Source organism: Alloprevotella tannerae ATCC 51259 (genome assembly GCF_000159995.1).
Taxonomy (GTDB): Bacteria; Bacteroidota; Bacteroidia; order Bacteroidales; family Bacteroidaceae; genus Alloprevotella; species Alloprevotella tannerae.
On sequence record NZ_GG700642.1, the window covers coordinates 1,230,719 to 1,255,073 of the forward strand.

Annotated in this window: 17 protein-coding genes and 2 tRNA genes; 10 read left to right on the plus strand and 9 right to left on the minus strand. The window is 48.7% G+C overall.

Features of this window, described 5'->3' with window-relative positions:
- Window positions 1-103: 103 nt before the first annotated feature.
- A complete protein-coding gene (locus tag GCWU000325_RS05125; protein ID WP_006255147.1) occupies window positions 104-1,600 on the minus strand; it encodes a glycoside hydrolase family 10 protein in 1,497 nt (498 codons plus the stop codon).
- A 500-nt stretch (window positions 1,601-2,100) separates the two neighbouring features.
- Window positions 2,101-2,943 (minus strand): hypothetical protein, encoded by an 843-nt coding sequence (locus GCWU000325_RS05130; protein ID WP_006255150.1) that lies wholly within the window; start codon window positions 2,941-2,943, stop codon window positions 2,101-2,103.
- A gap of 304 nt (window positions 2,944-3,247) precedes the next feature.
- On the opposite strand from GCWU000325_RS05130, the gene GCWU000325_RS05135 reads away from it, so the two are divergent.
- On the plus strand, window positions 3,248-4,636 hold the full coding sequence (locus GCWU000325_RS05135; protein ID WP_006255151.1) for a threonine/serine exporter family protein: 1,389 nt from the start codon (window positions 3,248-3,250) through the stop codon (window positions 4,634-4,636).
- Window positions 4,637-4,693: 57 nt separating this feature from the next.
- Window positions 4,694-5,224: a flavin reductase family protein gene (locus GCWU000325_RS05140; RefSeq protein ID WP_006255152.1), complete on the plus strand. Its 531-nt coding sequence runs from the start codon at window positions 4,694-4,696 to the stop codon at window positions 5,222-5,224.
- A 421-nt stretch (window positions 5,225-5,645) separates the two neighbouring features.
- Here GCWU000325_RS05140 and GCWU000325_RS05145 read toward each other — a convergent pair whose 3' ends face one another.
- Complete coding sequence (locus GCWU000325_RS05145; protein ID WP_154646583.1) at window positions 5,646-6,374, minus strand: DUF4827 domain-containing protein; 729 nt, start codon at window positions 6,372-6,374, stop codon at window positions 5,646-5,648.
- A 361-nt stretch (window positions 6,375-6,735) separates the two neighbouring features.
- On the opposite strand from GCWU000325_RS05145, the gene GCWU000325_RS05155 reads away from it, so the two are divergent.
- Window positions 6,736-6,806 (plus strand) — tRNA-Cys (locus GCWU000325_RS05155).
- Window positions 6,807-6,882: 76 nt separating this feature from the next.
- Here GCWU000325_RS05155 and tamL read toward each other — a convergent pair.
- Window positions 6,883-9,165: a translocation and assembly module lipoprotein TamL gene (gene tamL, locus GCWU000325_RS05160; protein WP_244832878.1), complete on the minus strand. Its 2,283-nt coding sequence runs from the start codon at window positions 9,163-9,165 to the stop codon at window positions 6,883-6,885.
- A gap of 73 nt (window positions 9,166-9,238) precedes the next feature.
- On the opposite strand from tamL, the gene GCWU000325_RS05165 reads away from it, so the two are divergent.
- The 6 genes from GCWU000325_RS05165 (at window position 9,239) to cas2 (ending at window position 17,356) form a co-directional block, all read left to right on the plus strand.
- Window positions 9,239-9,988: an RNA methyltransferase gene (locus tag GCWU000325_RS05165; RefSeq protein ID WP_006255157.1), complete on the plus strand. Its 750-nt coding sequence runs from the start codon at window positions 9,239-9,241 to the stop codon at window positions 9,986-9,988.
- 3 nt (window positions 9,989-9,991) lie between these two features.
- On the plus strand, window positions 9,992-11,173 hold the full coding sequence (locus GCWU000325_RS05170; RefSeq protein ID WP_006255158.1) for a glycosyltransferase: 1,182 nt from the start codon (window positions 9,992-9,994) through the stop codon (window positions 11,171-11,173).
- Window positions 11,174-11,842: 669 nt separating this feature from the next.
- A tRNA-Lys gene (locus GCWU000325_RS05180) sits at window positions 11,843-11,915 on the plus strand.
- Window positions 11,916-12,469: 554 nt separating this feature from the next.
- Window positions 12,470-16,126: a type II CRISPR RNA-guided endonuclease Cas9 gene (gene cas9 / locus GCWU000325_RS05185; RefSeq protein WP_040599366.1), complete on the plus strand. Its 3,657-nt coding sequence runs from the start codon at window positions 12,470-12,472 to the stop codon at window positions 16,124-16,126.
- A gap of 7 nt (window positions 16,127-16,133) precedes the next feature.
- Complete coding sequence (gene cas1, locus GCWU000325_RS05190) at window positions 16,134-17,021, plus strand: type II CRISPR-associated endonuclease Cas1 (RefSeq protein WP_006255163.1); 888 nt, start codon at window positions 16,134-16,136, stop codon at window positions 17,019-17,021.
- On the plus strand, window positions 17,018-17,356 hold the full coding sequence (gene cas2 / locus GCWU000325_RS05195) for a CRISPR-associated endonuclease Cas2 (protein WP_006255164.1): 339 nt from the start codon (window positions 17,018-17,020) through the stop codon (window positions 17,354-17,356). Before cas1 ends, cas2 begins: the two co-directional genes overlap by 4 nt.
- A gap of 1,671 nt (window positions 17,357-19,027) precedes the next feature.
- Here the strand turns inward: cas2 and GCWU000325_RS05200 are convergent.
- From GCWU000325_RS05200 to GCWU000325_RS05210, 3 genes are all read right to left on the minus strand, one after another.
- Complete coding sequence (locus GCWU000325_RS05200) at window positions 19,028-19,588, minus strand: hypothetical protein (RefSeq protein WP_040598959.1); 561 nt, start codon at window positions 19,586-19,588, stop codon at window positions 19,028-19,030.
- 223 nt (window positions 19,589-19,811) lie between these two features.
- Entirely contained in the window at window positions 19,812-20,138 is a 327-nt protein-coding gene (locus GCWU000325_RS05205) for a TfoX/Sxy family protein (protein ID WP_006255169.1), read from the minus strand.
- A gap of 64 nt (window positions 20,139-20,202) precedes the next feature.
- Window positions 20,203-20,883 carry a hypothetical protein gene (locus tag GCWU000325_RS05210; RefSeq protein ID WP_006255170.1) on the minus strand — a complete coding sequence of 227 codons (681 nt, stop codon included), beginning with the start codon at window positions 20,881-20,883 and terminating at the stop codon, window positions 20,203-20,205.
- A gap of 313 nt (window positions 20,884-21,196) precedes the next feature.
- On the opposite strand from GCWU000325_RS05210, the gene GCWU000325_RS11965 reads away from it, so the two are divergent.
- Entirely contained in the window at window positions 21,197-21,340 is a 144-nt protein-coding gene (locus tag GCWU000325_RS11965) for a hypothetical protein (protein ID WP_006255171.1), read from the plus strand.
- 203 nt (window positions 21,341-21,543) lie between these two features.
- Here the strand turns inward: GCWU000325_RS11965 and GCWU000325_RS05215 are convergent, their stop codons facing one another.
- Window positions 21,544-21,915: a MarR family winged helix-turn-helix transcriptional regulator gene (locus tag GCWU000325_RS05215; RefSeq protein WP_006255172.1), complete on the minus strand. Its 372-nt coding sequence runs from the start codon at window positions 21,913-21,915 to the stop codon at window positions 21,544-21,546.
- Between the two features lie 9 nt (window positions 21,916-21,924).
- Window positions 21,925-24,351 carry a DsrE/DsrF/DrsH-like family protein gene (locus GCWU000325_RS05220; RefSeq protein WP_006255173.1) on the minus strand — a complete coding sequence of 809 codons (2,427 nt, stop codon included), beginning with the start codon at window positions 24,349-24,351 and terminating at the stop codon, window positions 21,925-21,927.
- Between the last annotated feature and the right edge of the window lie 4 nt (window positions 24,352-24,355).

Genomic DNA, 24,355 nt, shown 5'->3' on the forward strand with positions numbered 1-24,355 from the left:
TGCGAAAGCGTTTTTGCAACAAGTTTTTCTTCTTTTCTTTGTTAAAAAGTCGTTTTTCCAAGTTATGCGTCTTCGCCCTCAAGCGAGCATACGCAGAAACTCATCACAGCTTGACGCTCTTCTTAGCCGGCTTCGACTCGTTTTGAATGCGGTTGAGGGCCGTCACGACGTAGACGTACTTATGCAGTCCACCGTCGTAAGGCAACCGATACAGCGGATCGCTCGTTATGGCTACGATGTTCGCAGGATTATCGAGGTCGCGCTCTTGCCCTTTCTTGAAGCGGTAGATTACGTAGCGCGTAGCCTTATTCATTTCATCGTTGGTCGATGATGTACTCCAGAAAAGATAATATCCGTCGGGCATCCACAAGGCTTTGAGGCGCTTGGGCTTCTTCGGCGCCTTCTTGTAGATAAATGAGTAGTCAGGACTCAAAGCCGGATACTTATGATAGGTTGTGCGGAGCGCCGTAGCGTAATTGCCTACATTATCGACAACGACGGCGCTATACCATAAGCAACTACCGACTACGCCGGGTAAACTCCGCTGCAAGGCGAATTTGGCGGGCTGCTGATTGATCGTAGGCTGCTCCAAATCGGCAGCGCGCACGGTGCGCTCGACGTCTTGCCCGATAACGAGCGGTCGCTTAGAAGCATACTTGCTCCACCATTTGATCAAAGTAGCATAATCGGCCGCCTTGTGACCTATTTCCCAATAAAGTTGCGGCACAATATAATCCACCCAACCCTGATTCACCCAGTAGAGCACATCAGCGTAGAGGTCGTCATAATTTTGCAAACCCTTCGTAGCTGAACCCGGGAGTGTAGAAGTTGTGGCATTGTGGTAGATACCGAAAGGCGAGATGCCAAACTTCACCCACGGCTTGATGGCGCGAATCGTATCGTGCAACTCGCTGACAAACAAGTTGACGTTGTACCGACGCCAATCGCCGCGATCACGATAGCCGTTGCCGTAAGCAGCAAAGGTAGCATCGTCGGGAATAGGCGTACCGTTGGGGTAAGGATAGAAATAATCGTCGATGTGGAAGCCGTCGATGTCGTAGCGGCGCACAATATCGGCAGCTACTTGACAGATATAATGGCGGTTTTCAGCTTTTCCGGGATCGAAAATCAAAAGGCCGTCATACGGAAAACAACGATCAGGATTCAACTTCGCAGGATGATTAGCCGCTAAAGCGCTCGTGCCTTTCGTCTTCGCACGGAAAGGATTGATCCACGCGTGCAACTCCATTCCGCGCAAGTGGCATTGCTCCACCATCCACGCCAAAGGGTCCCAATAAGGCGAGGGCGCCACGCCCTGACGCCCCGTAAGGTAACGGCTCCAAGGCTCATAGGGACTATTATACAAGGCGTCGCCTTCCACTCTCACTTGGAAGATAATCGTATTCACACCGCAGGCTTTAAGGGCGTTGAGTTGGCGAGTCAGATTGGCTTGCATAGCTTCGCGCTTCAAGCCCTGAAACTGCCCGTTAACGGCTTGAATCCACGCGCCTCGAAACTCGCGCTTCGGAAGCTGCTGCGCCGTGAGCGAGAAAGCGCAAAAGAGCGTAAGAATAAGGAGTAGAGATTTCTTTTTCTTCATTTTTTACTAAACAATATCGCACTTAGGCGACAGGGTTATCGGACCTGTGGGGCCTGTGTTTGATTCTGATAAGCACAAAAGACGAGTGGGCGAACTTTTTCTGCGGCATACTCTCTCGCCATTGCACGAAAAGACACAAAAAATGCTTCTTCTTCGCTGAGAAAAGAGCCAATGCCGTATCGAAAGCCTCACTAAATCTCTCGTTTTATACAGCTACACGCCCCAAATTAACAATTATTTTGCAAGAACTTTGCAATTTTTACGCCCAAAGTTAGCCACTCTTTCATAATTAGGCCTAATAATCTCTGAAAAATCTGTTTGTTTTCTCGCCATTACGCATTCAAAATTGCTATTCCCGCGTGCTCCGTCGCTGAAGACACATTATTATATATCGACAATAAGCCGCCAACCCCCAACAACAAGTGCGCCGCTCGCAGCAATCTGGTTTGCGAACAGCGCACTCGGTTTTAATGGGCGAAAAGAACGCCGCAATGTGTTGTTTATTGCTTAGAGCAATCGCTTTCAGCCTTCACGTTGGCCTCTACTTGGCGCGTTTTGAGCAGCAAGATGCCTTTCTTACCGCGTTCGCCGTATTTTGCAGTCGCGTCCTCACCTTGTAGAAGCTGCACGGAAGCGATATCCGAACTTTTTATCGCAGCTAAAGCGGCGTTATCTGTGATTTCTTTGCCGTCAACCACGATGATGAAATCTGTTTTCTCACGCAATTCTTGCAAATTCTTAACACGAAAATCCAAACGTGAGATCCAACCTTTTTCAGACGAAAGTTTTACGCCCGATTGTTGCGAACAGTTTTCCGAAGAACGACACTCTCCCTGCGCAGTTCCTTGTCTGCGGCAATTCTTTTGCGTTCCGCAAGCCTCAGAGTTTTGCCTGCATCCGTTCAGATTCTCTTTGCAATCGCCACACTTTTGCTTTGCGTCGCCGCACTTCTGCTTGCAGTCGCCGGATTTCTCTTTGCAGCAATCGCCGGCCTTATTTCCGTCACAGCTACCGGCTTCCTTTTTGCAAGTCGTCTGATTGCCCTTCTGCGAGCACGGCTTCGTGCCATCGCAAGACGGAGTTGCCTTTCCCAATCTCTTTTCTTTGTTGATCATCTGTTGGCGCAACTCAGCCGACGTCAGGTTTCTCACCTCACCATTTGTCGTTTTGCTGACAGTTATTTTGCTATTACGGTAAGCCGGTTCCGTTACGAAGCGCTCTGTTTGCTTCTCTACGCGCACCGTCTTTGCTTTCTTTGCCGGACGGCGCTTCTTGGGGCGCTGTGCAGTAGATCCTACGCAGACCGCAGCCAGCAATAAAAATACTACATACTTCTTCATCATAGTTTAATCTTGTTTATCGTTATACATAATAAGAGATCGTACACTTTCATCCGGCATCGCATTGAGCAGAGCTGAAAGAAAGTAGCCGATTTGTTGCAAAAATAATACAAACCGCACAAACTACGGACATAAAACCCGAATGTTTGCCATTAATAATTGTAAATACGAAAAATAAGGTCGCACTTTGTTTTCGCTAAAATGCAGCAATAAGGATAAAAAACGGAAAAGACAAGCGACGGAAAAGCAATCTAAAAAAACCGGAATTTGTAATTTTGTAGTCAAATAGCTAAACTCTCACACGATAATGATGCACACGACAGACGCAAGACGCCTTTTACAGCGCAAACTCGACTCTCTATTGCGCACAGGACAAATTCTGTTAGAAAGCTCTGCTGATACCAGCCGCATTATGCGCAATATGAAGCGCGCGGCGGCTTATTTGGGATTGCCGGAGAAGAATCTGCACATCTACATCGACTATAATATGTTGATGGTCAACATTCACAACACCGAACTCTCCTTTTCTAAATTTCAGCGCTGCGATAAGCACGGCATCAACTTCACGGCTATTTCCGCCGTTAGCAAACTGACGTATCGAGCGGCCAATGAAAACTACTCTTTGGCGCAATATGAAGCCGCACTCGACGAGATTGCCAACCGCAAGCGCAACTATTCGCCACTCTTGACGGCCGTTGGAGCAGCCTTTGCCTGCGGCGGCTTCTGCATACAGTTTGGTTGCGATTGGGTCGCTTTTCTCTACGCCACGCTTGCTGCCTTTTTGGGTTTCCGCCTACGCTATCGGCTGATCGAATTTGGCATTAATATCTATATGGCTATTGCCTGTGCGGCCTTTGCCTCAACCGTTGTGGCTTGGCTGACCACGTATTTACCCGCAAGCTGGACTTCTACGCCCCTCCATCCCCTCTTAGCCTGCGCCTTGTTCATTGTGCCGGGCGTCCCGCTCATAAATTTTGTCGACGATATGTTAGACAACAACATCCAAACCGGACTTGTGCGAGCCGCCAATACGATGATGATGATGATAGCTATGGCTTTCGGCATCCTTTTCGCCCTCAAATTCTGCCTATGGGCCTTTAATTTTCAACCCGATATTATGGGCATCTCGATGGTCCCCCACCACAACTATTGGGAATACGCCATCGCGGCCGCCATCTCCGGTATGGGTTTCTCGATGATCTTTAATATCCCGAAGCGCCTTCTGTGGGTCGCTGCCGTGGGCGCAGCTATAGCCGTCTGCACCCGCAATCTGGTCAGTTTGCAGCCCGACGAATTATGCCAATTCAGCTTAGGCTGGGGCGGCGTATTGGGTTCGCTGGCCGCTTCCGTCTTAATCAGTTTGATTATGTTGCGTATGGCTCACCGCGTCCACGCTCCAATGCAGATTCTGGCTATCAGTAGCGTCATCCCGATGGTGCCCGGCGTGCTGATGTATCGCAGTCTCTACTCCTTCTTAATGATGACGCGCACGGAGACCCAATTGGTCGATATGATGTCGCTGGCCGGCATCAACGGCATCAACGCTTCGCTCATGATCTTCTGCATCGCCTTAGGCGTGGCCGTGCCTTCCGTCTTCGCCAAGCGATATATCGGCGCCAAGAAGCAGCAGCGCTTCTTTGAGACGCTGAAAGCGCAGCGGCGCGAAGACGAATCCTTCGACTGGGAGCAATTTTAAGATCAACGCAAGCGGCCCGTCATACGGCGGCCGCCCAACCTTCAAATAGCAACACTGATGAACAAGACATTTAAGCGTATGGATCTCAGCCTCGTAGGCCGCGAAGATCCTTTTCAAGCCATCGGCCACGAATGGTTACTGATTACGGCCGGCACACCGACACATTATAATATGATGACGGCCAGTTGGGGGATGCTGGGCATCCTTTGGAACAAGCCCGTGGCTACGATTTTCATCCGTCCGGAGCGATATACGCACGACTTTGTCGAGGCTACAGACCGCCTGACGCTGAGTCTGCTCGGCGATCATCGCGAAGCCTACAAAATCTGTGGCTCAAAATCGGGGCGGGATCTGGATAAGACGGCCGCAGCGGGCCTCCACCCCGCAACGCTACCCGACGATCTCGTCACTTTCGCTGAAGCCCGCTTGGTTTTGGTTTGTCGCAAACTCTACAAGTCGACTCTGCGCGCCGACGAGTTTATAGACGCACAACCTTACGATCGTCATTACAGCCCCAAAGAAGGAAATTTGCACGACGTATATGTCTGCGAAATAGAAGCCGTCTACGCTCCCGAAGGCGACGCCTAAGCCTGGGGCCGCAAAGGGCGCAATCATCGTCCCGCTCAAAGCATCTACGGAGGCTTTGGGCGGGATTTTTTTTGCGGAGATCAAGTATTTCTTCCGCCTTTTTAGTCATTGCATAACCACAGCAGTCGGCCGCTGACGTTTTTCATCACGAGAAAAAAGGTGTGCGCTCGTGATAAAAAAGGCTTCACCTCACGAGAAAAAAGGTTTGCACTCACGAGCGTAAACAAAAGAAGCAGACGGGCGGCGGTTGCAAGTTGGGAGCAGGCCGATTAAAAAGAGGGCACGCCGACAAAGAAAAAGGCTTTGCCGCAGAGCGCCGATGAGCCTCGGCCGATTAAAACAAAAAAGCCTGCCTCCAAAGGGAGACAGGCGGCACTAAAACTATATTTTTACCTTGGCAAAGGTAATTGAGCCAAACTATTTATCGACCGAATTGATACGTTATCTCATAGAAGCACGGCCGAACTGAGCCTTTCGAGAGTTTATGTCCTTCTGTGCTGGGCACGATCAGGCGCACTTTGGCTATTTCGCCCGTCGGCGTCGTTTGCCTGCCTAAACCGATGAACGGCAGGGGGAACAACCAGCCCGAGGGAACGGCAGCTCCGTAAAGGCTCTTCATCACGCCGCTATTAAAAAGTCCGCTATAGATGCCGTAACTATTGGTCACGGTCATCACATCCGGCCTATCTTCGTTGGCTAAGACGTTGTTGCCCGACTGCAAGCTGTCGGTAGCCAAATTGTATTCAAGGTAACGGCAAACGACAGGGGCGCTTTTGCCCGACGCGATCTTACCGGGTTGGCCCTTGCGCAGAATCTGCATATAAACGCCCGATCCGGCAAAGAGTACGTACTCGTTTTGGGCTACGTTGGTCGTAGAATCTTGCTTGTAAAATTGCTCTTCGGAGATAACTTTGATGTTTCCGGGCACATCAAGCAGGTATAGCCCCGACTCTGTATCGACTACCTTCGCGCCTTTCTTGAGGAAGTTTTGCACCTGTCGACGCTCCCGCTTGCGCTTATCGGCATAGGAAGTATCGTCATTGCTGCAAGCCTGAAAAAGGCAGACGCCGGCAAGCAGAAGCGGCAACACGAGCGCTACACGCTGCCACACATTGCGGCATAAACGGATGCGAAAGGATGTATTTTGCATTGTAATCATTCTTATTTTGGGCAAAAATAAGCAATAACACGCACGTGGGCCGCATTTTTTCAAAAGGAATTGCGGCATAAAGCCGAAAAAACGCTAAAATTGTAAGCCAGTTTGGCAGGTTGGCGGGTTATTGGCGCGCCACTTTCCATCGGCGGCCTTTGTATAATAATCCGCGTGCGCCCTCGCTCAACTGATCGGGCGCCGGCGGGGCACTTAGGCGCGCAAAGATACACCATCGGCGGGGCACAATGCGCACGAAACGAGCGAAAAAGGGGGAGGAAGCATAGGATTTTGCGTAAAATGCGCCCAAATTATTTGCAGAATTAAAATAAACTCCTACCTTTGCAAGCGCAAACAAAAGGGTACCTTGACCGAGTGGCTAGGTAGCGGTCTGCAAAACCGTGTACAGCAGTTCGAATCTGCTAGGTACCTCTACAAAGCGGAGCACTTCTGACGAAGCGCCCCGCTTTTTTAGTTTTACTCCATATCTCAAGGGCCGCGCGCCGCATCAGAAGGGCAAGCCAACGGCAAAATGGAGGACGAAATCGCGAGAAAATTTGGGGTGAATCAGCGGATAGTGACCGCGACCTGAGGGATAAGCGGGGTCAACGGCCTTCATGCCGCCATCTAAACGCAAGATAAAATAATCAAGGTTGAGGCGGAGGCCCAAACCATAGGCCACGGCCAACTGCTTATAGAAAGAACGCAGGTGGAATCGGCTTCCTGAAAGATTTTCATAGCGTCGCGTGTTCCACACATTACCGGCATCGACGAAGAAAGCACCATTGAATTTCCAGAAAAGCGCCGTTCGCCATTCAAAACTCAAATCGAGCTTCATATTTCCCGTTTGGTTGATGAAATCTACTTTGCCGTCCTTCTCCACATAATTGCCCGGGCCGAGCGAACGCACATTCCAGCCGCGCACGCTGTTGGCCCCACCGGCAAAATAACGCTTCTCGTAGGGGATTACGGCAGAGTTTCCGTAGGGAATAGCCAAACCAAAGGCGGCGTGAAACGCGAAGGTGTTGCGGCTATCTATACGCAAACTGCGCACAAAATCGACATCGACTTTTACATATTGGGAATAGGCAATATTAAACAGCCTGTGTTGGCCCGCTTCATTCTTACTTGCTCTGACGATTTTGGATATTCCGTGCAGCAGATTGCCGGCTGCTTCGACGCCAAACTTCACTTGCCAGCCCTTTGTCAGTTGGCCGGTAAGCGGAGAGAATGTTACGCTGCCTCGTTCCTTATCTTGCTGGGAGTTATATACGAAACTGTAGCCCGTATTCATAATGAAGAGATCCGCATAACTGGCTCGCAAAATCGAATATCGAGGGTCAGCGTTGTTAAGATAGTCGCGCCTAAACGTATTGGAAATCCAGGGCATAAAGACATAGTTGAGGCTGATCATATCAAAACGATGCTGAAAGCCGGGATGGGCATGATAACTCCAGCGATAGGCCCAGTTGCCCGTGACTACACGCCGATGAAACTCCGGCCTGTTTTGCGAATTGTACATAAAGCTGAGGTCGCTCGTTGCCTTTAAGCGCTGGCGCGCCGATTGGCGCACAAAAGGCAGGCGAAAGGTGGGAAAACGGAGCGAAGCCTCGCCGCTAAACTCTAAGTAGTTTTCGTTGCCGTAGCCTTCCAAGCCCCTGATGGCTTCGTAAGCCATTCTTCCCTTCAAAAGCAGGCGTTCGGCGCCCTTAAATAAGTTACGATTCGTAAAGGAAAGGGCCAAAGCAGCGCCCAAATCGCCGCTGGTATTCGTCCCTTCAAGCTCGAGACTGACTGCATTGGGCTTGTTGCGCACAATCGTAACGTCGGCATCGAGCAAAGCAGAATCGCCGGGCGGCTCGTTAAACTTTATCGTCGTATAGCGCACCGCCGACAAACCGTTCATTGCCGAATAGCTGTCTTGAACGTCTTCTTCGCGGAACAAACTATCGGGCCGGATTAACAGATGATTTTTGTAGAGATGTTTACGAAAGGCCAACTTGTCCGCACCCAGGCTCGGCGAGTCCCATATTTTGATCGTACGAAAGCGGTAAGGCTGATAAGCCCGCACCGAATCGATGCCGGGCGGGCGGGAAAAGACGAAAGTCAGCGCCACACGGTCACTGCCGGCAACGGTATCTGCGTCGTAACCGACAAAGTCGCGGTTGATGCGATAGTAACCTTGGTTCTGCAGGGCTGTGATCACACGATTGCGCTCTTCATTCAGCACCGAAACGTCCAAAGGCATACCCACGTGAAGCAAACTTTTAGTGCGCAAAGCCGATACAGCGCGCTCCAAACGCGGATCATCGAAGCGATAAGCTAAAGAATCGACAACGTAGCGCACACCCGGCCGCAACTTATACGTAAGTCGGACGCGCCGCCGGCGCTTTTGTGTGAGCGTATCTACCGCTGCGTGCAGATAACCTCGCGATTGGAGAGCAGCGAGCAGCGCAGTGCGCGAAGCAACAGTCGACGCCGTATCATAAACGACAGGCGCTTCGCCGAGGCGGCGAAAGAAACGGCCGCGGCGCTTTGTCGTATCGGCCGGCGAGAGGCAATAAATGCCGAGCGGCACTTTAACCAGATTAAACCAGCGCGCATTTGGCTGCTGACGCACATATTTAATATAGTCGGCAGTTTTAACTTGCTTAGTTGCAGATACCACTTTGACGTCGCTCAGCATCGCTTCATCGCCCGCCAAATAGCGTGTAGGCGAGCACGATTGCAGCAAAAAAAGCAGCAAAGTAAGTCCTGCGAAGAGCAGGGATAGAGAAACGTGACGGTTCAAAGGCTTCAATTTTGAAGCAAATATACTACTTCATTAGCTTCTGTCTTTGTAATTTTGCCGAAAAATCCATAAGATGCTGACAAGAGCTGAAATAAAATGGCTGCACGGCCTGACGCGCAAGCGGCAGCGCGATGCTGAAGGCCTCTTCATCGCAGAAGGGCCGAAGGTAGTCGGAGATCTGCTGGCCTTGTTCCCTTGCCGACTGCTCTTAGCAACGGCTGATTTTCTACAAAGCAAGGCGCAATGGCCCGCCGCAGAGGTGCGCGAGCTGTCGGCGTCGGAACTGGTGCGCGTTTCGCTCTTGCAAGCGCCGCAGCAGGTCGTTGCCGTCTTTGAAAAGCCCACGCCGGTGCCTTGGCAGCCCACAGACGAACTGGCTTTGGCTTTAGATGGCTTGCAAGACCCGGGCAATGTGGGGACGATTATCCGATTAGCCGACTGGTTCGGCATACATAATATATTGTGTAGCCCAACGACGGCCGACGCGTTCGCGCCAAAAGTGGTGCAAGCTACGATGGGCGCACTCGGCCGCATCAATCTCCACTACGTAGATCTCTGCGAAGCGCTCGCCAAGTTGCCTGTGGAGACACCGATTTACGGAACGTTTCTCGACGGACCTAACATTTACGAGCAATCATTGGATACGAAAGGCCTCATCATAATGGGCAACGAAGGTCAAGGCATATCGCCCGCCGTCGAGCGTTTTGTTTCAAAGCGCTTGTTCATACCTCGCTTCCCCCTCAACGCAACGGGCAGCGAGAGCCTCAACGTTGCGATGGCCACAGCCATCGTTTGCGCCGAATTCAGACGAAGAAATTACTAAACAATGAACCTACTCCTCCTCATTAACATAAGTTTGTTGGCAACGATGCTGCTCTGCCTGCTCGCCCTTTGGCGCTTTCGCTGGCGCGATTACTCTCTGCCGGCACGCTGGTCTGAAACTGCCGAATCGACGGAGCAGCCTGCGATCTCGATTATCATTCCGGCGCTCGACCAAGGTGACTATTTGGCCGAGTATCTGCCGATTTTCTTACAGCAGAACTATCCTTCGTTTGAAATTATCGTCGTCGACGAGGCCTCGACCGATAATACGCCTGATGTGCTCAAGCGCTTATCGGCCGAAGATAAGCGGCTACGCTACTTATCCGTACCGCGCTCGACGCGCCACATAGAATTGACCAAACTGGCTCTGACGTTGGGCGTGCGATCCGCGCGTTTTCCTTGGGTGGTCTTTACGCGGGCCGACTGCCAACCGGCATCGCCCGACTGGCTCTCGCGACTGGCGGAGCAGTTTGCACCCGGTGTAGAGATGGTCGGAGGCTATGCCAACTATCTCAACGATGAGACGCGCCAAGCACGCCGCCAGATCTTCGAACGTCTGCGTTTGCAGTTGCGTTTGGCACGGGCTGCTCGGAGCGGACGCCCCGTTTATGCCGACCCCTGCAACCTGGCCGTCAAGCAAGCCTTTTTTATGGCACAGGAGGGCTTTGCCAACAGTCTGCTACTGCCCTTTGGGGAGGAAGAATTGTTTGTGGATGCCTATGCTACGCCTGAAAATTTCCGCCTGACTTGGCATCCTGACGCCACGATTTGCCAGCAACTACCCGCTCGCCGCCTGCTTTCCGACGAGCGGATCTATACGGCGGAGATCGCCAACCGCAGTAGTCGCCGCCGCCGACTGTATGCTGCGCGCGAAGCGTGGGCTTCCTGCTTTTTCTTTCTGTTTTTCCTACTGACGCTAACTTATATCGGTGAGCGTACATTTTATATTTTACAACAATCAGTTTACTTTATCCAAGATTTGTCCACAGATCTGCCCTTCTTGCTCCTGCTCATCACGGCTATCATCCTACCGATCCGCTTGATGCGCAAGGCTACGCGGGCTCTGGGTGAGCGTCGCTTTGGCGGGATGCTGATTGCCTACGCTTGGCTGCAACCTTTGCGCAACCGGCTCACGTATCTGCGCCGCCTCCACCGCAGCGACAGTTTTGTTCGCCCCTCTTTATAATTGCTCACTTTTGACTGACGGCCGACAAACGGCCGATACCGCTGATAGCGTCCGGCCTTTGCATGCTACCGGCAGTTATTGGCGCGTAAAGGATCGACTTTTACCGCCACGCAAAGGCACAAACTATGGCGACAAGTCAAAGTTTGATACATTTAGTCCCCTACTTTCCCCTCTCCTTCTCTTCTTTCTACACCCAACGCCTTAAATGGCGACGCTTGAAACGCAAAAATGACCGCAAGAAGGCGGCTTTCGTTTTCGTTTGGTGGCGGCAAACAATAGTTTGGTCCCACCAAACCATAGTTTGTTCCCGGCAAACGATAGTTTGGCAGCAGCAAACAATAAACAAACAAAAGAGAACAATATAAAAATCAGCGCAGAAGCACGCACAAAGGAGATCTGCCCACCAGCCGGCGCACCGAATGCCCCGCTTTACTTCTCCTTCGCAAGCACAAGGCAAAGAAAATCTATAACAGGCCATACAAAGACGGCGGGCAACCGAGAGCTTACATCCGAAAAACGACTGCTCGCTCTGCCAAGAGGCCGCTTCAGCATCAAGGCGTCAAGCGAAATAAGCGGAAAAGAAAGCCCTCAGCAGAAAAAAAGTGAGCAAAGTATTTGGCAAACAAAAAAATCATTCTACCTTTGCACTCGCTTAACGGCAATTAGGTAGATCCGCTAGCTCAGCTGGTAGAGCACAACACTTTTAATGTTGGGGTCTTGGGTTCGAGCCCCAAGCGGATCACACCAAGAAAAAGAGGCTTATCGCAGAATAAGCCTCTTTTTCGTTGATAGACCTATATTCGCCTCCACTTGATCAGTGCGGCGTCAGTTTATCACTGTCGGCCGACTCGCAAAGCAGACGAAACACTACGACCAAGTCGCAACTTTTCAAATACGATTGCGCCGCCCAAACGTATGGCCCTATCCGAAACGAACAGGAACAAGTTTGGGCGGCGCAATCGTAAATATGCAGCTGCTTTAAGCATAGGCATTTTTAAGCGGAAATCATACGCACGTCTGTCGTATCAAGACTCCCTTACGCGTCGATATAGCCTTTTATTTTACTAAGGCAGCGCGAACGATGCGCAAGCCTATCATAGGCAAACAAGCAACAGATTTACGTAAACGAAAAAAAGAAAGCCTCTCCGAAGAGAGGCCATGGGAATAAAATCCTTCGGCATATAGCCTTATTGTGATATGATGTAGAATATCCTTTTTCTGTGGCAAATTTAAAAATTTCACTTGTACATGCCAAATTTTTGGTCTATTTTTACAGAAAATTTACAAACTTACCTTATGAAAACCCGAATATTAGGCCTCGATACCGGCACCAACAGCTTAGGTTGGGCTGTTGTAGATCGCGATGAAAACAACCAATATACGCCCATCTGCCGCGGAGATTTAATCTTCACGGAAGGCGTGAAGCAAGAAAAAGGCATCGAATTTTCTTTGGCTGCCGAAAGAACTTCTTATCGCGCTTCGCGGCGCCATTACTTCCGCCGGCGTCTGCGCAAAGTAGAAGTGCTGAAAGTTTTGGTAAAGCATAAGTTGTGCCCGCCGCTTTCTGATGAAGCGCTCAACCGTTGGCATACGAAAAAAGAATATCCGCTTGATGAGGACTTCATACTTTGGCAGCGCACGAACGAAGCTGACAATAAGAATCCTTATCACGACCGTCACATTTGCTTGCACCGCAAATTGAACTTGAAAGATTCTCAGACGGATCGCTATACGCTGGGGCGTGCACTCTATCACTTGACGCAGCGCCGCGGCTTCTTGAGCAACCGACTTGACCAAAACGAGGAGGCGGAAGAGACGGGCAAAGTAAAATCTGCGATCTCCGAATTGAGCAAAGAGATGAAGGAGGCGGGATGTGAGTTCTTGGGCGATTACTTTTACCTACTCTATCGAACGGAAGGCAACCGGGTTCGCATCCGTTCCCGCTATACGGACCGGGAAAAGCATTATTTGCAAGAGTTTAAGGAGATCTGCCGCGTACAAGAATTGGACGAGGATCTGGCAAAAGCGCTGGAGAAGACGATTTTCTTTCAGCGCCCGCTAAAATCCCAGCGCCAAGGCGTAGGTAAATGCACGATGGAGAAAGGCCATTCGCGCTGCGCCGTCTCGCATCCTTTATATGAGGAATATCGACTGCTCTGTTATCTCAACAATATCCGAATCAAAACGCCATCGGATGATCGTTTGCGTCCATTAAATGCGGAGGAGCGAGAGAAAATCACTCCCCTCTTCTACAAAGAAAAGAACTTCGACTTCGAAAAGATTGCTAAAAAGCTCGCAGGAAAAACGCCTTTTGGCTGGATAAGAGATGCGGAGGATTGGCCTTACCAATTTAATTATCGCATGACGCAAGAGGCGCCGGCCTGTCCCACAACTGCACAACTAATAAAGGTCTTTGGCGAAGATTGGAAAGCAGCATTGGCTGAAACTTACACGATGAGCGCCAAGCAGGACGGGACGTTAAAAACAGAAGATGAGATTTGCACGGACATTTGGAACGTGCTCTATTCTTTTTCTTCAAAAGAAAAGCTGAAGGAGTTCGGGTTAAAGAAACTGCAACTGGATGAAGTGCAAGCCAAAGCTTTCTCGGAAATTCGCCTGACACGTGACTTTGCCTCGCTAAGTTTGAAGGCAATACGCAAAATTCTTTTCTTCTTGCGCACAGGCGAAGACTATTCGAAGGCTATCTTTTTGGCAAACATCCCAACAATTGTCGGTGAAGAAATATGGAACGACATTGAGCGACGCTCTCGCTTGCTATATAAAGTCGATCTTGCCCTTCGGCCGCAAGAAGAGCGCGATGCAGAAGAGCATCGCACAATCGCAGAGCGCATCAAAGCGGCTGTAGCGGCAGAAGTGCCTGATGCGCCGATCGATTTGCTGTATCACCCCTCAATGATTGAGGCCTATCCGGACGCCAAGCGAAACGAGCGCTTCGATTGCTACCAACTGGGCTCTCCGAAGACGAACGCTGTGCGCAATCCGATGGCTATGCGCTCGCTGCATATGGTGCGCAAAGTAATCAACCACTTGCTGCGCAAGCATATCATTGATGAGAAGACTGAAATACACATTGAATATGCGCGCGAACTGAACGATGCCAACAAGCGCCAAGCCATTGCCGATTGGCAACGCGAGCTAAGCAAACGGCACACAGCATATGCGCAAAACATTAGGCAACTCTATAAAGCTGAAACCGGCTTAGTGATTGAGCCGACGAAGGCAGACATCTTAAAATATCAACTCTGGGAAGAGCAGCAACACGTCTGCTTGTACACAGGTAAAAAGATCGGCATCGCAGACTTCTTGGGCGCAAATCCGAAGTTTGACATCGAGCACACTATCCCGCGCAGCAGGGGTGGCGATAGCACACAAGAGAACTTAACGCTTTGCGAGAGTAAGTTCAACCGCGACATCAAGCGCGACAAGCTGCCCACAGAATTAGCCAACTATGAAGAAATCTTAGCGCGCATCGAGCATTGGAAGAAGCAGTGCTACGCGCTGAAGCTAAAACGAGACGGCATCCGCACGCATTCGGGCCTGGAGAAGAGTATAAAGGATTCTAGGATTCGAAGACGCCATCTTGTGGGCTTAGAATACGGCTACTTGAAGGGGAAATATGATCGGTTTACGATGAAAGAAGTTCCTGAGGGCTTCAGTCGGCGTCAAGGTGCGGGCATCGGCTTGATTTCAAAATATGCCGGTCTCTTCTTGAAGTCGCTCTTTAAGGACCCGAAAAACCCAAATCGCTCCAACGTCTATGTCGTCAAAGGCGCTATTACGGCTGAGTTCCGCAAACTATGGGGCTTGCAGCAAGCCGATGAGGCGAAATCGCGTGAGAATCATACGCACCACTGCATTGATGCTTACACCATCGCTTGCATTGGGCCGTGCGAATACGCTGCCTTAGCTGCATATTATCGAAGCGATGAGGAGTTCAAATATGGGAGGCGCCGTGAGAAGCCGCAGTTTGAGAAACCTTGGCCCACGTTTACGGAAGACTTGCTGAAACTGCAAGAGGAGTTGCTCATCGTGCATCAAACTACTGACAAACTGGGCAAGCGAGATCGGCGAAAAGTAAAAACGCCGCGCGGGAAGTTCCTCACAGGCGGCGACTCCGCACGCGGCAGGCTGCATCAAGAAACGTATTATGGCGCCATTAACTACGATGGCAACATTAAATATGTCGTAAGAAAGCCGCTGGATAGTTTAACTGAAAAGGACTTGGATAAAATTGTCGATGAAACGGTTATGGGCATCGTCAAAGGCGCCGTAGAGGCAAAGGGCAGCTTGAAAGAAGCCCTTGCCGACGGTATATATATGAATAAGGAGAAGGGGATCTTGATTAAGCGGGTGAGGATCTTTTCCGACGTAAGCGAGCCAATTAATTTAAAACAGTTACGTGATGTTTCAACCAAAGAATACAAACGGCATATCCACTTAAGAAAAGATGAGAACTATCTCTTCGCCATATATGAAGGTATAGACAAGAAGAAGAATAAGAAGCAAACAGAAACCGCGACTGTCGACTATTTAGATGCGGCTAAGTTCTACAAGGATAGCAAACGAAGAGACAAAGCAAATAGTCTTGTCGGTGACTATAGTAAGAAAAACAAGCTCCCACTTAAATGCATTCTAAAGAAAAGGCAAATGGTTTTATTCTATGAACACAGCCCGGAAGAAATCAGGTTTAAAGACAAAAAGGACCTTTCCAGGCGATTATATATCGTAACATCTATTGCGAAAGATGGGCGCGTAAAATTTCTGCACCATCAAGCAGCCACTGCAACGGGAATACAGTCATCCCCAAGTCCTTTTACAAATGATGGAGAACATCAGCCTTATTATCGTTTGTCTGCTTCTAATATAAAGGTCTTAGTAGCTGGGATTGATTTTGACATTAACATTTTAGGTGAGATCACGCCAAAGCTCTAATAGTCTTATGCTCAAGCGCAGCCTTGTCTTTATGCATCCGGCCACTTTGTCTTTACGAAATGGGCAAATGGTTATCATCAGAAAAGAAATTCCTGATGATAACCTTATCGTGCCCATTGAAGACATTGGTTTGGTGATGATCAACCACGCGATGGTAAGCCTAACCATCCCGCTCTTGAATGCTTTGACGGAACAAAACGTAGCGGTCATCTTCTGCAATGAGAAAGGTATGCCTGCTTCAATGCTCTACAATTTGCAGGGCAACACCACGCAGGGAGAAACCTTACACAACCAACTCGAAGCCGGCGAGGTACTCAAAAAGACGCTTTGGAAACAGATCATCGAAGCTAAAATAAAGAATCAGGCTGCACTTTTAAACAAGATGGGCAAGGAGGGTAGCATCTTAAAGCCCCTTTATACGAATGTAAAAAGTGGAGACAGCGATAATCGGGAAGGCATCGCAGCCAGATTGTATTGGACCGCCTTGTTTGGCCGCGATTTCATCCGCGATCGGAACATACCGGGTATCAATTCGCTCTTAAACTATGGCTACTCGGTCTTACGGGCAGCCGTTACTCGGGCCTTGGTCTCCTCCGGTTTGTTTCCGGCATTGGGCATCTTTCATCATCATCGCAGCAATGCCTTCCCATTGTCTGACGACTTGATGGAGCCTTTCCGACCTTTTGTGGACGAGATTGTATTTGAACTTACGGCCCAAGGCGAGGCAGAACTAAACACAGCGACCAAAAGCCGTCTGATCCGCGTGCTATACGTCGACACATACTTTTCCAAAATAACACGCCCCCTATCCGTGGGCTTAAGTATGACGATGGCTTCTTTAGCCAAGTGCTATGCCAAGGAGCAAAAGAAGTTGGTCGTCCCGTTATTAAAATGAGTGAAGTCAGATTAAACGCTTATCATATTATGTGGCTCTTTGTGATGTTCGACTTGCCTACGATGACCAAGAAAGATCGCAAAGCTTCTGCCCTCTTTCGGAAGCAACTTGAAAAAGATGGCTTCTCAATGCATCAATTCAGCGTCTATATCCGCCATTGTGCCTCAAAAGAAAGTGCCGATGTACACATAAAGCGCGTAAGATCCAACTTACCGGCAAAAGGATCTGTCAGCATTCTCTCCATTACCGACAAGCAATACGCCGGCATCATCAACTTTTGGGGTGCAGAAAGTAAAAAGCTACCGTCTACGCCCCTGCAATTAGAACTATTTTAGTACTTTTGCCCATAGAAAGTTACACATCAACACCATTTCCTATACACAAAAGAGTCCCTCAAGGGTTTCCATCTCAATGGATTATCTCATATAGGTTGTGGTTTGATGTAGAAGAAAGATATAACACAACAAGTGCGTCGTGAAAGGCTGTGCGCGTCGGTTGTGGTTTGATGTAGAAGAAAGATATAACACAACACACTCGACAACTGTGCAGACATTGTAGTGTTGTGGTTTGATGTAGAAGAAAGATATAACACAACAATAGCATGATAATGTGGACGATGCGTAGTGTTGTGGTTTGATGTAGAAGAAAGATATAACACAACTTTGCGCTAACTCGATAGCGTCTTTCTTCTGTTGTGGTTTGATGTAGAAGAAAGATATAACACAACGCAAGCAGCTGCTTTGCACCTTGCGCCACAGTTGTGGTTTGATGTAGAAGAAAGATATAACGCAATTTCTTGCGGTATATTTCAAAGGTTTTGTGGTTATTTCCTTGCCATAGTCGTGAGAACATCCGATATTTGCATCGTCTTTTCACTGACGCTAAGGAGCGGAAAACCTTGGTAGTAAATGGGTCTTTATCATATAAGCGAGAGCTGAGTTAGAGAAAGGAAAAACTACCGCCTTTTTATTCCTCTTCTTCCTCTTTTTTTTGTGGTCGTATTTATTACGCGCCATTGTGCGTTAATATTGTTATGGAGGCTTCGGGTTGGTCTCTCAAAACGTCCTTGTTCTTCCGTTAGGTAATTTGAAAGACCAACCCTATGGGGTTGTACAATGGAGGGAGTGCATTAAACAGGGTTAAAGCGCTGCTCGCTTTAACCCTGCTCTGCCAAAAGACCAAGCCTAAGGGCTTGTTTTTTCGCGGCAAACTTATTGGCTTTTGTTGTCGCTCCGCTCTAATGCCTGCTCTGCTGAAGGGACGAATTATAAGGGCTTGTGTCGCGCGTGTGAATTTTGCGGTTTAAGGTTGTATGCTTGTTGTATGATTTTATTCCTAAATAACCGCGTTGTGTTTGGTGGTAGAGGGTGTTACACCTAATCCTGTAGTTTCGCCCACAAATTAACGTATCGCATTTGGCGGGGTATGGGCTTGTCTGTTTTGTCGCATAGTTTCGTCCGCAAATAACCCCATCGGGGTTAGTCTTTTGGTAGGGCAGGGTTGAGGCAAGGCCTCAACCCTGCATCAGTGAGTAGTAGTAATGACAACCCCTTAGGGTTGGTCTCTCCAAAAACGTCCTTGTTCTTGTACGCGTTGGGTAATTTGAAAGACCAAGCCTAAGGGCTTTCTTTCTTGCGGCGTGCTATAGGCTTGTGTTGTCGCTTTGCTCTAATGCCTTATTCTCTAAAAGGAAAAGTCTAAGGGCTTATAGGTGGGTGGGAGTGGGTTGTAGCGTAGTCGTTGTGTGGGTGATATTGATTATATTAAGTCTTCTGTAGGTTCTGGGACGTTGTGAACTGTGCGTTGTTTCTGGAACTATGAAAATAGTTGGTATGTCCCTCCAAACTAAGGAGAAATATGCCGACTTATTAAATGGAAGTTTTTTCTTCTTTTCGAGGCGAATGTGGTGTTTGAAGAGAGACGCGCGAACAAACGCCCATCTTCGCCTCTTGGCGTGGATGCGGACGGAGGGGAGCAGCGTGCTTTGTCATTTCACCTCCTTTATATTATCGTTTTCCTCTTTTCTTCCTCGTGCCTGTTCCGGCGGCTTTCGGCTTCCTGCGCTCGGCCCTTTTTTGTTGCACATACTTCCACGCTTTTACGGCGAGCAGTTTGTCGTTGTCCGAGCGGCCTGCGTATTTGTACTCGCCCTTTTTGGGGTCGAAACTTATCTGTTGGGGCAAGTAGTTCGTAGGACTGTCTGTGTCGATTTGGGGTGCTCCTACCATTTCCCACCAATTGTCGAGGAATGATGCCTCGTAGATTTTGTAGTGTCCTGTCTCTGTGTCCTTGACAAAGTGGGCTACGACGCTGCATTCTTCGCCGTCTTTGCTCCTCACTCTGCGGTATTCCCAATAGAGGGTGAACTCGGGGTTGAGTTCCCTAAACCTGTCTTCTTCCATTTCCGACCCACATAAAAAATAGGCCGAGTTTACGGGGGCGTAGAGGGCTACAAGCTTCAGGTAGGTCTTGCCGTCTTGGTCGCTCTCCAAACATACGTTCAGGTTTCGTTGCTCGAACAGCGGCTTAGGGAGTTTTGTGGGTACATGCTGTGTTGCGTTGCACATTATGGCGAATAGTATGAATATGATTGCTCGTATCATTATTTCTGTTTGTTACTTCATCCTTTGAGCTTGTTGCCCACCGTTGCTTTTTGCTCTTCATTGCATTTGCTCCGACACGACTCTGCTAAATGACCACTATCGGGCGGATGGCGTAGGGCGATATTCGTTGTTGAGCTTTATCAGATGTGCTAAATACTCTTGCGCTCCTCTTTTAGTATAGTGTCCATTAAGTTTTCTTTCTCTTCTTGGGCTTTGGTTCGGGTAGTTCTTTGCAAGTGGATCGCACGAGAGCAGCTATGTATTCGTGATCATCGAGTTCTTCGATATAAAAATAGTTTTTAGCGCCTTCGTATGGTGGTCGTAGTTGCTCTGTGCGGAGCAGTTTTCGCCCTGCTTCCGTTGGTTTTATGTAGAACCGGTTGTCGCAAATGAGGCCGAAAATCTTGTTGTCGCAATAAATACCATAGTCGCCAAACATTTTCTTTGTGATTATTTCTCCGGCATCAGCACATTGGTCGGCAACGTACTGTACAAAATCAGGATTAGAAGCCATTCTTGATTAGTTTTTAATTGTTAGTGTATTTGCTTTCGTTTATTTGTTTTCTCCTCAAAGATTATCAAGTAGTCATACTTTGAATGAACGAGGATTCTTTCAGAATTGTCGAGCCATACATAGCCTTATACTTTTGTGGTAATGAGTCCTTGGCTGTCCTTGCCCAATCGCTTAGTGATACATTAAACCGCGCGCTATAGAGTCTGGCCCGGCCTATGTTGAAGTTGTCAGAGAAACTGTTGCCTTCGTATGGACTTTCAACATAGTAAAACTCTACGATGTCTTCGCCGCTCGTCAGTTCGCAAATCAGATAGAAAAAAGCGATGCGCCCCGTAGTAGCTCCCAAGTCGGTGCGTTCAATCTTCCAATTACTACTTTTCATCACAATGTCGGCAATTTTCCTATCTTTCATCGGATCATCATCAGATCGCTTTGAGTTGTCAAACTCTTCTTGTTGATGGATGCCCCGAATGATTTTGTTAAGCATAGCCTCGTCTCTCCAATTGCCCCGCTTGGCATAGATGTCCTCCGTCTTCCAATCACGGTAAGTGTATCTGATTTTCTTTATCTTACCGGTCTTGGGATCTTTTACCTCGACCTCTTTGCCTTTTTTCTTCTTAGAGAACAGTCCGGAACCTACAGCTTTAGAAGCATTACTAAGTATTCTCCCGAGCTGCGCTTGACTTTCCGTACACATAAAAGAGGCTAAAAGTACGATAAGCCATATTTTTATCATTCGTCCCATAACTTGAAATGTTTAATGAAAAATAAAAGGTTAATTCTCCCTTACTTGGGTTTTTACGCTAGTATATTCGCTTCAAAGATATAAAAAAGATGAAAATGACGCCACCTTTCGAGGAAAAAAGAGACTTGTCGGGCGAGTTGTTGTCGTTAATGTTTTCCGCCTCTCCGCAGTACCGAAAAAATAGCTCAGAGGAGTGTCTAAACTTTTTTAGGTGATCGGAAAAATTCTCTTAGGTGATCGGGAAAATTGTCTCCTATGATCGTAAAAATTGTCTTATAAGACAATTTTTCTTCTCTTATAGGAAAGTTTGACGATGCTATATAAGATTGATAATCAGCATTATTTTTGTCTTTCTTCAGCGCTCTTTCTGCCCGATGCTGTTGCGCGTGTCGAGGCTTTTGCTTTAGGCGGGCCGGAAAAGGAAGTTATAAGTGAAGCTGAAGTAAGCTCCCCCTGAAAATTTTTTCGTTTAGAAGGCTATAATAGTAGGGGGTGTGCGTTCCGGAAAAGTCCGCAACGCCGATTGTTGGGCGTTGCGGACAGAGCGTGGAAGAGTGTTGAGCGTTTTGTAAACGACCAAGTGTTGGGGGTAATAGACTGAAAGGCACTGACAATAAAGTCCGGACTCGTCATCCTTTTCTTTAAGCAGGCTTTTGCAGCCTATTCTTTGTTTGTATCTTTCAGAATTTGGGCGAGAATTTCAGGTAGCTCCCAATTGCACGCTTTCATTTGCTCGAGCAGGGTTCTGCCTGCTGTCGATAGTGAGAAATACATTTCGCGTTTGTCGACCTTTCCCATGACACGTGAGATCAGAGCTTTCTTCTCAACAGTGCAGATAATCTTTGACGTGTTGGAGCAGGTTAGGCCTAAGGCTTCAGCAATTTCGCCAGCAGTTAAACTTTTATTTTCGGAAAGCAGGCACAGGAGCATTCCCTCGTTGATGTTCACGCCATGAAGCTTTTGCATTTCTTGTTCTAAAGCTGAAATGGCACGATAGATGTCGCGTAAGTGGCAAATACAGGTTTTGTCCATATCTGTTTCTTAAATAAAGAGATTAACGTTTGCATCTTCAGCGCGTTGCATATAAGTGGCAACACCACCTATGCTTACTCCATCTATGAGTTCGTTTTTGTCAATTCCCATCATGTCCATTGACATTTGGCACGCAATAAACTCTACACCATTGGCGCGCGCTTGATCGCGCAAGTCTTCGAGCGAACTGATGTTTTTCTTCCGCATGATGTGGCGCATGAGTCGATCCCCTATACCCAGCATACTCATCTTAGATAGGTGTAGGCTTTGAGAGCTTTTGGGGAGCATCCACGAAAACATCTTACCGAAGATATCTTTCTTTACTTTAGGCTTTCGTTCGCGCTTAATCACGTTGAGTCCCCAAAATGTAAAGAAGATGGAGACCTTATGCCCCGTAGCTGCTGCTCCATTGGCCAGTACAAAGGTTGCAAGTGCTTTGTCGAGGTCGTCGCTAAACATAATCAGCGTTTTGTTTTTGCTGTTGCCGGTAGCGTTCGGCGTAGTTCCTTGCGGATCGTTTTTCTCAATCACTACGGTATGATAACCATTCTGTATAGATTTTGTAATGAGACTATTGCCCGTTGTTTGGCACCATGCCTCGGCATCGCGGGAGAAGCCTGCATCTGTGGCTACGACCTCGATACGTTCGCCTGTTTGCGCTTGGTCCATCGCATTTTTTAGTTTCATAATAGGGCCCGGGCATTGCAGTCCGCACGCGTCTATTTTAAGCGTAGATATGCAGGGCTTTGTCGTGCTGATTTCCGGCTGTTGCTTGGGCGTGGCCTTATTTGTGATGGGCGCTGTCGCGAGGGCGTAAATCTGATAACCACCGGAGAGATTACATACGTTCTTAAAGCCGTGGCCTTGGAGGATGCGTATTGCCAAATAACCACGAAGTCCGACGGCGCAGAACACTACGATGTCTTTGTCCTTGGGTAATTCGTTGAGGCGCTCACGTAGTTTTTCCAGCGGGATGTTTATTGCCCCTTGAATCGTACCCAACTCATATTCGCTCGGCGTTCTGACGTCGAGCAGGAGCGTCTTATTGCGGTCAAGATTATCTATGTCTCTCCAATAAATGGCAGGCATCGCGCCAATAATGATATTATGTGCCACATAGCCCGCAATGGCTATGGGATCTTTGGCAGAAGAGAAAGGCGGTGCATAAGCTTGCTCTATGCGAATGAGGTCTTGCACCGTGCCCCCTTGCTTGATGATTAGTGCAATTTGATCAATCCGTTTGTCTACACCATCATTTCCCACACATTGTGCGCCCAATAAGCGCCCCGTTTGGGGGGCAAAAGTCAGTTTGGTAGTTAGGCGGAATGAGCCGGGGTAGTAGCCGGCGTGTGCCGCCGAAACGGTTGTAGAACTAGCATAGGCGATACCTGCTTGCTTTAAGCGCTTTGCCGGTAATCCGGTCGTGGCCACCGTGAGGTCGAACACCTTTGCAATGGCAGTACCTATAGAACCCTCGTATTTTTCTTGTTTGCCTCGCACCATATTGTCAGCCACAATGCGTGCTTGCCTATTGGCAGGACCAGCTAAGTAGTTGAGCCAGTTTTCTCCTGTAACGGGGTGAGGATATTCGATCGCATCTCCCACGGCGAAAATGTCGGGGACGGAGGTCTCCAAATACTCGTCAACTTGGATGCCACGCCCCACGCGGATGCCGGCTTCGGTGGCCAGATGCGTGGAAGGGCGAACGCCGATGGAGAGCAGTACGAGGTCGGCATCTAAGTTCTCGCCATTTGCTAAGCAGACACGGATACGATGATCGACTTGCTCAAAATGGTCTACGCCTTTTTCGAGATAGAGGTCTACGCCTTTATCTGTTAAATGGCGATGAACGTATGAAGCCATAGAGAAATCGATGGGCGCCATAACTTGATTAGCCATTTCGACAATCGAAACCTTTGCTCCTGCTTCTTGAAGGTTTTCGGCCATTTCCAAGCCAATGAAACCTCCACCCACAACAACAGCACTTTTCACTTCGTGCTCTTGAAGGTAGCTCTTGATGCGGTCGGTGTCTTCTACATTTCTGAGTGTGAAGATGCCCTCAAGGTCTATTCCTTTTAGTGGTGGACGCACAGGCGTAGCACCAGGTGAGAGTAAGAGGCGGTCATAGCCTTCTTCATAACAAGAGTCATCGGCTTTACGTACCGTTACCGTCTTCTTTTCGGGATGAATAGCTATGGCCTCGCTGCAAATGCGTACATCTACATTAAATTGTTGTCCGAAAGCTTCAGGAGTTTGGACAAAGAGTTTTTCGCGATGGGCAATCACGCCACCTATATAATAAGGAAGACCGCAATTTGCATATGAAATATGTGGTCCCTTTTCTAAAAGGATAATCTCTGCTTGTTCGTCGATGCGGCGGATGCGGGCTGCTGCTGTTGCACCGCCCGCAACACCGCCAATGATAAGATGTTTCATGTAT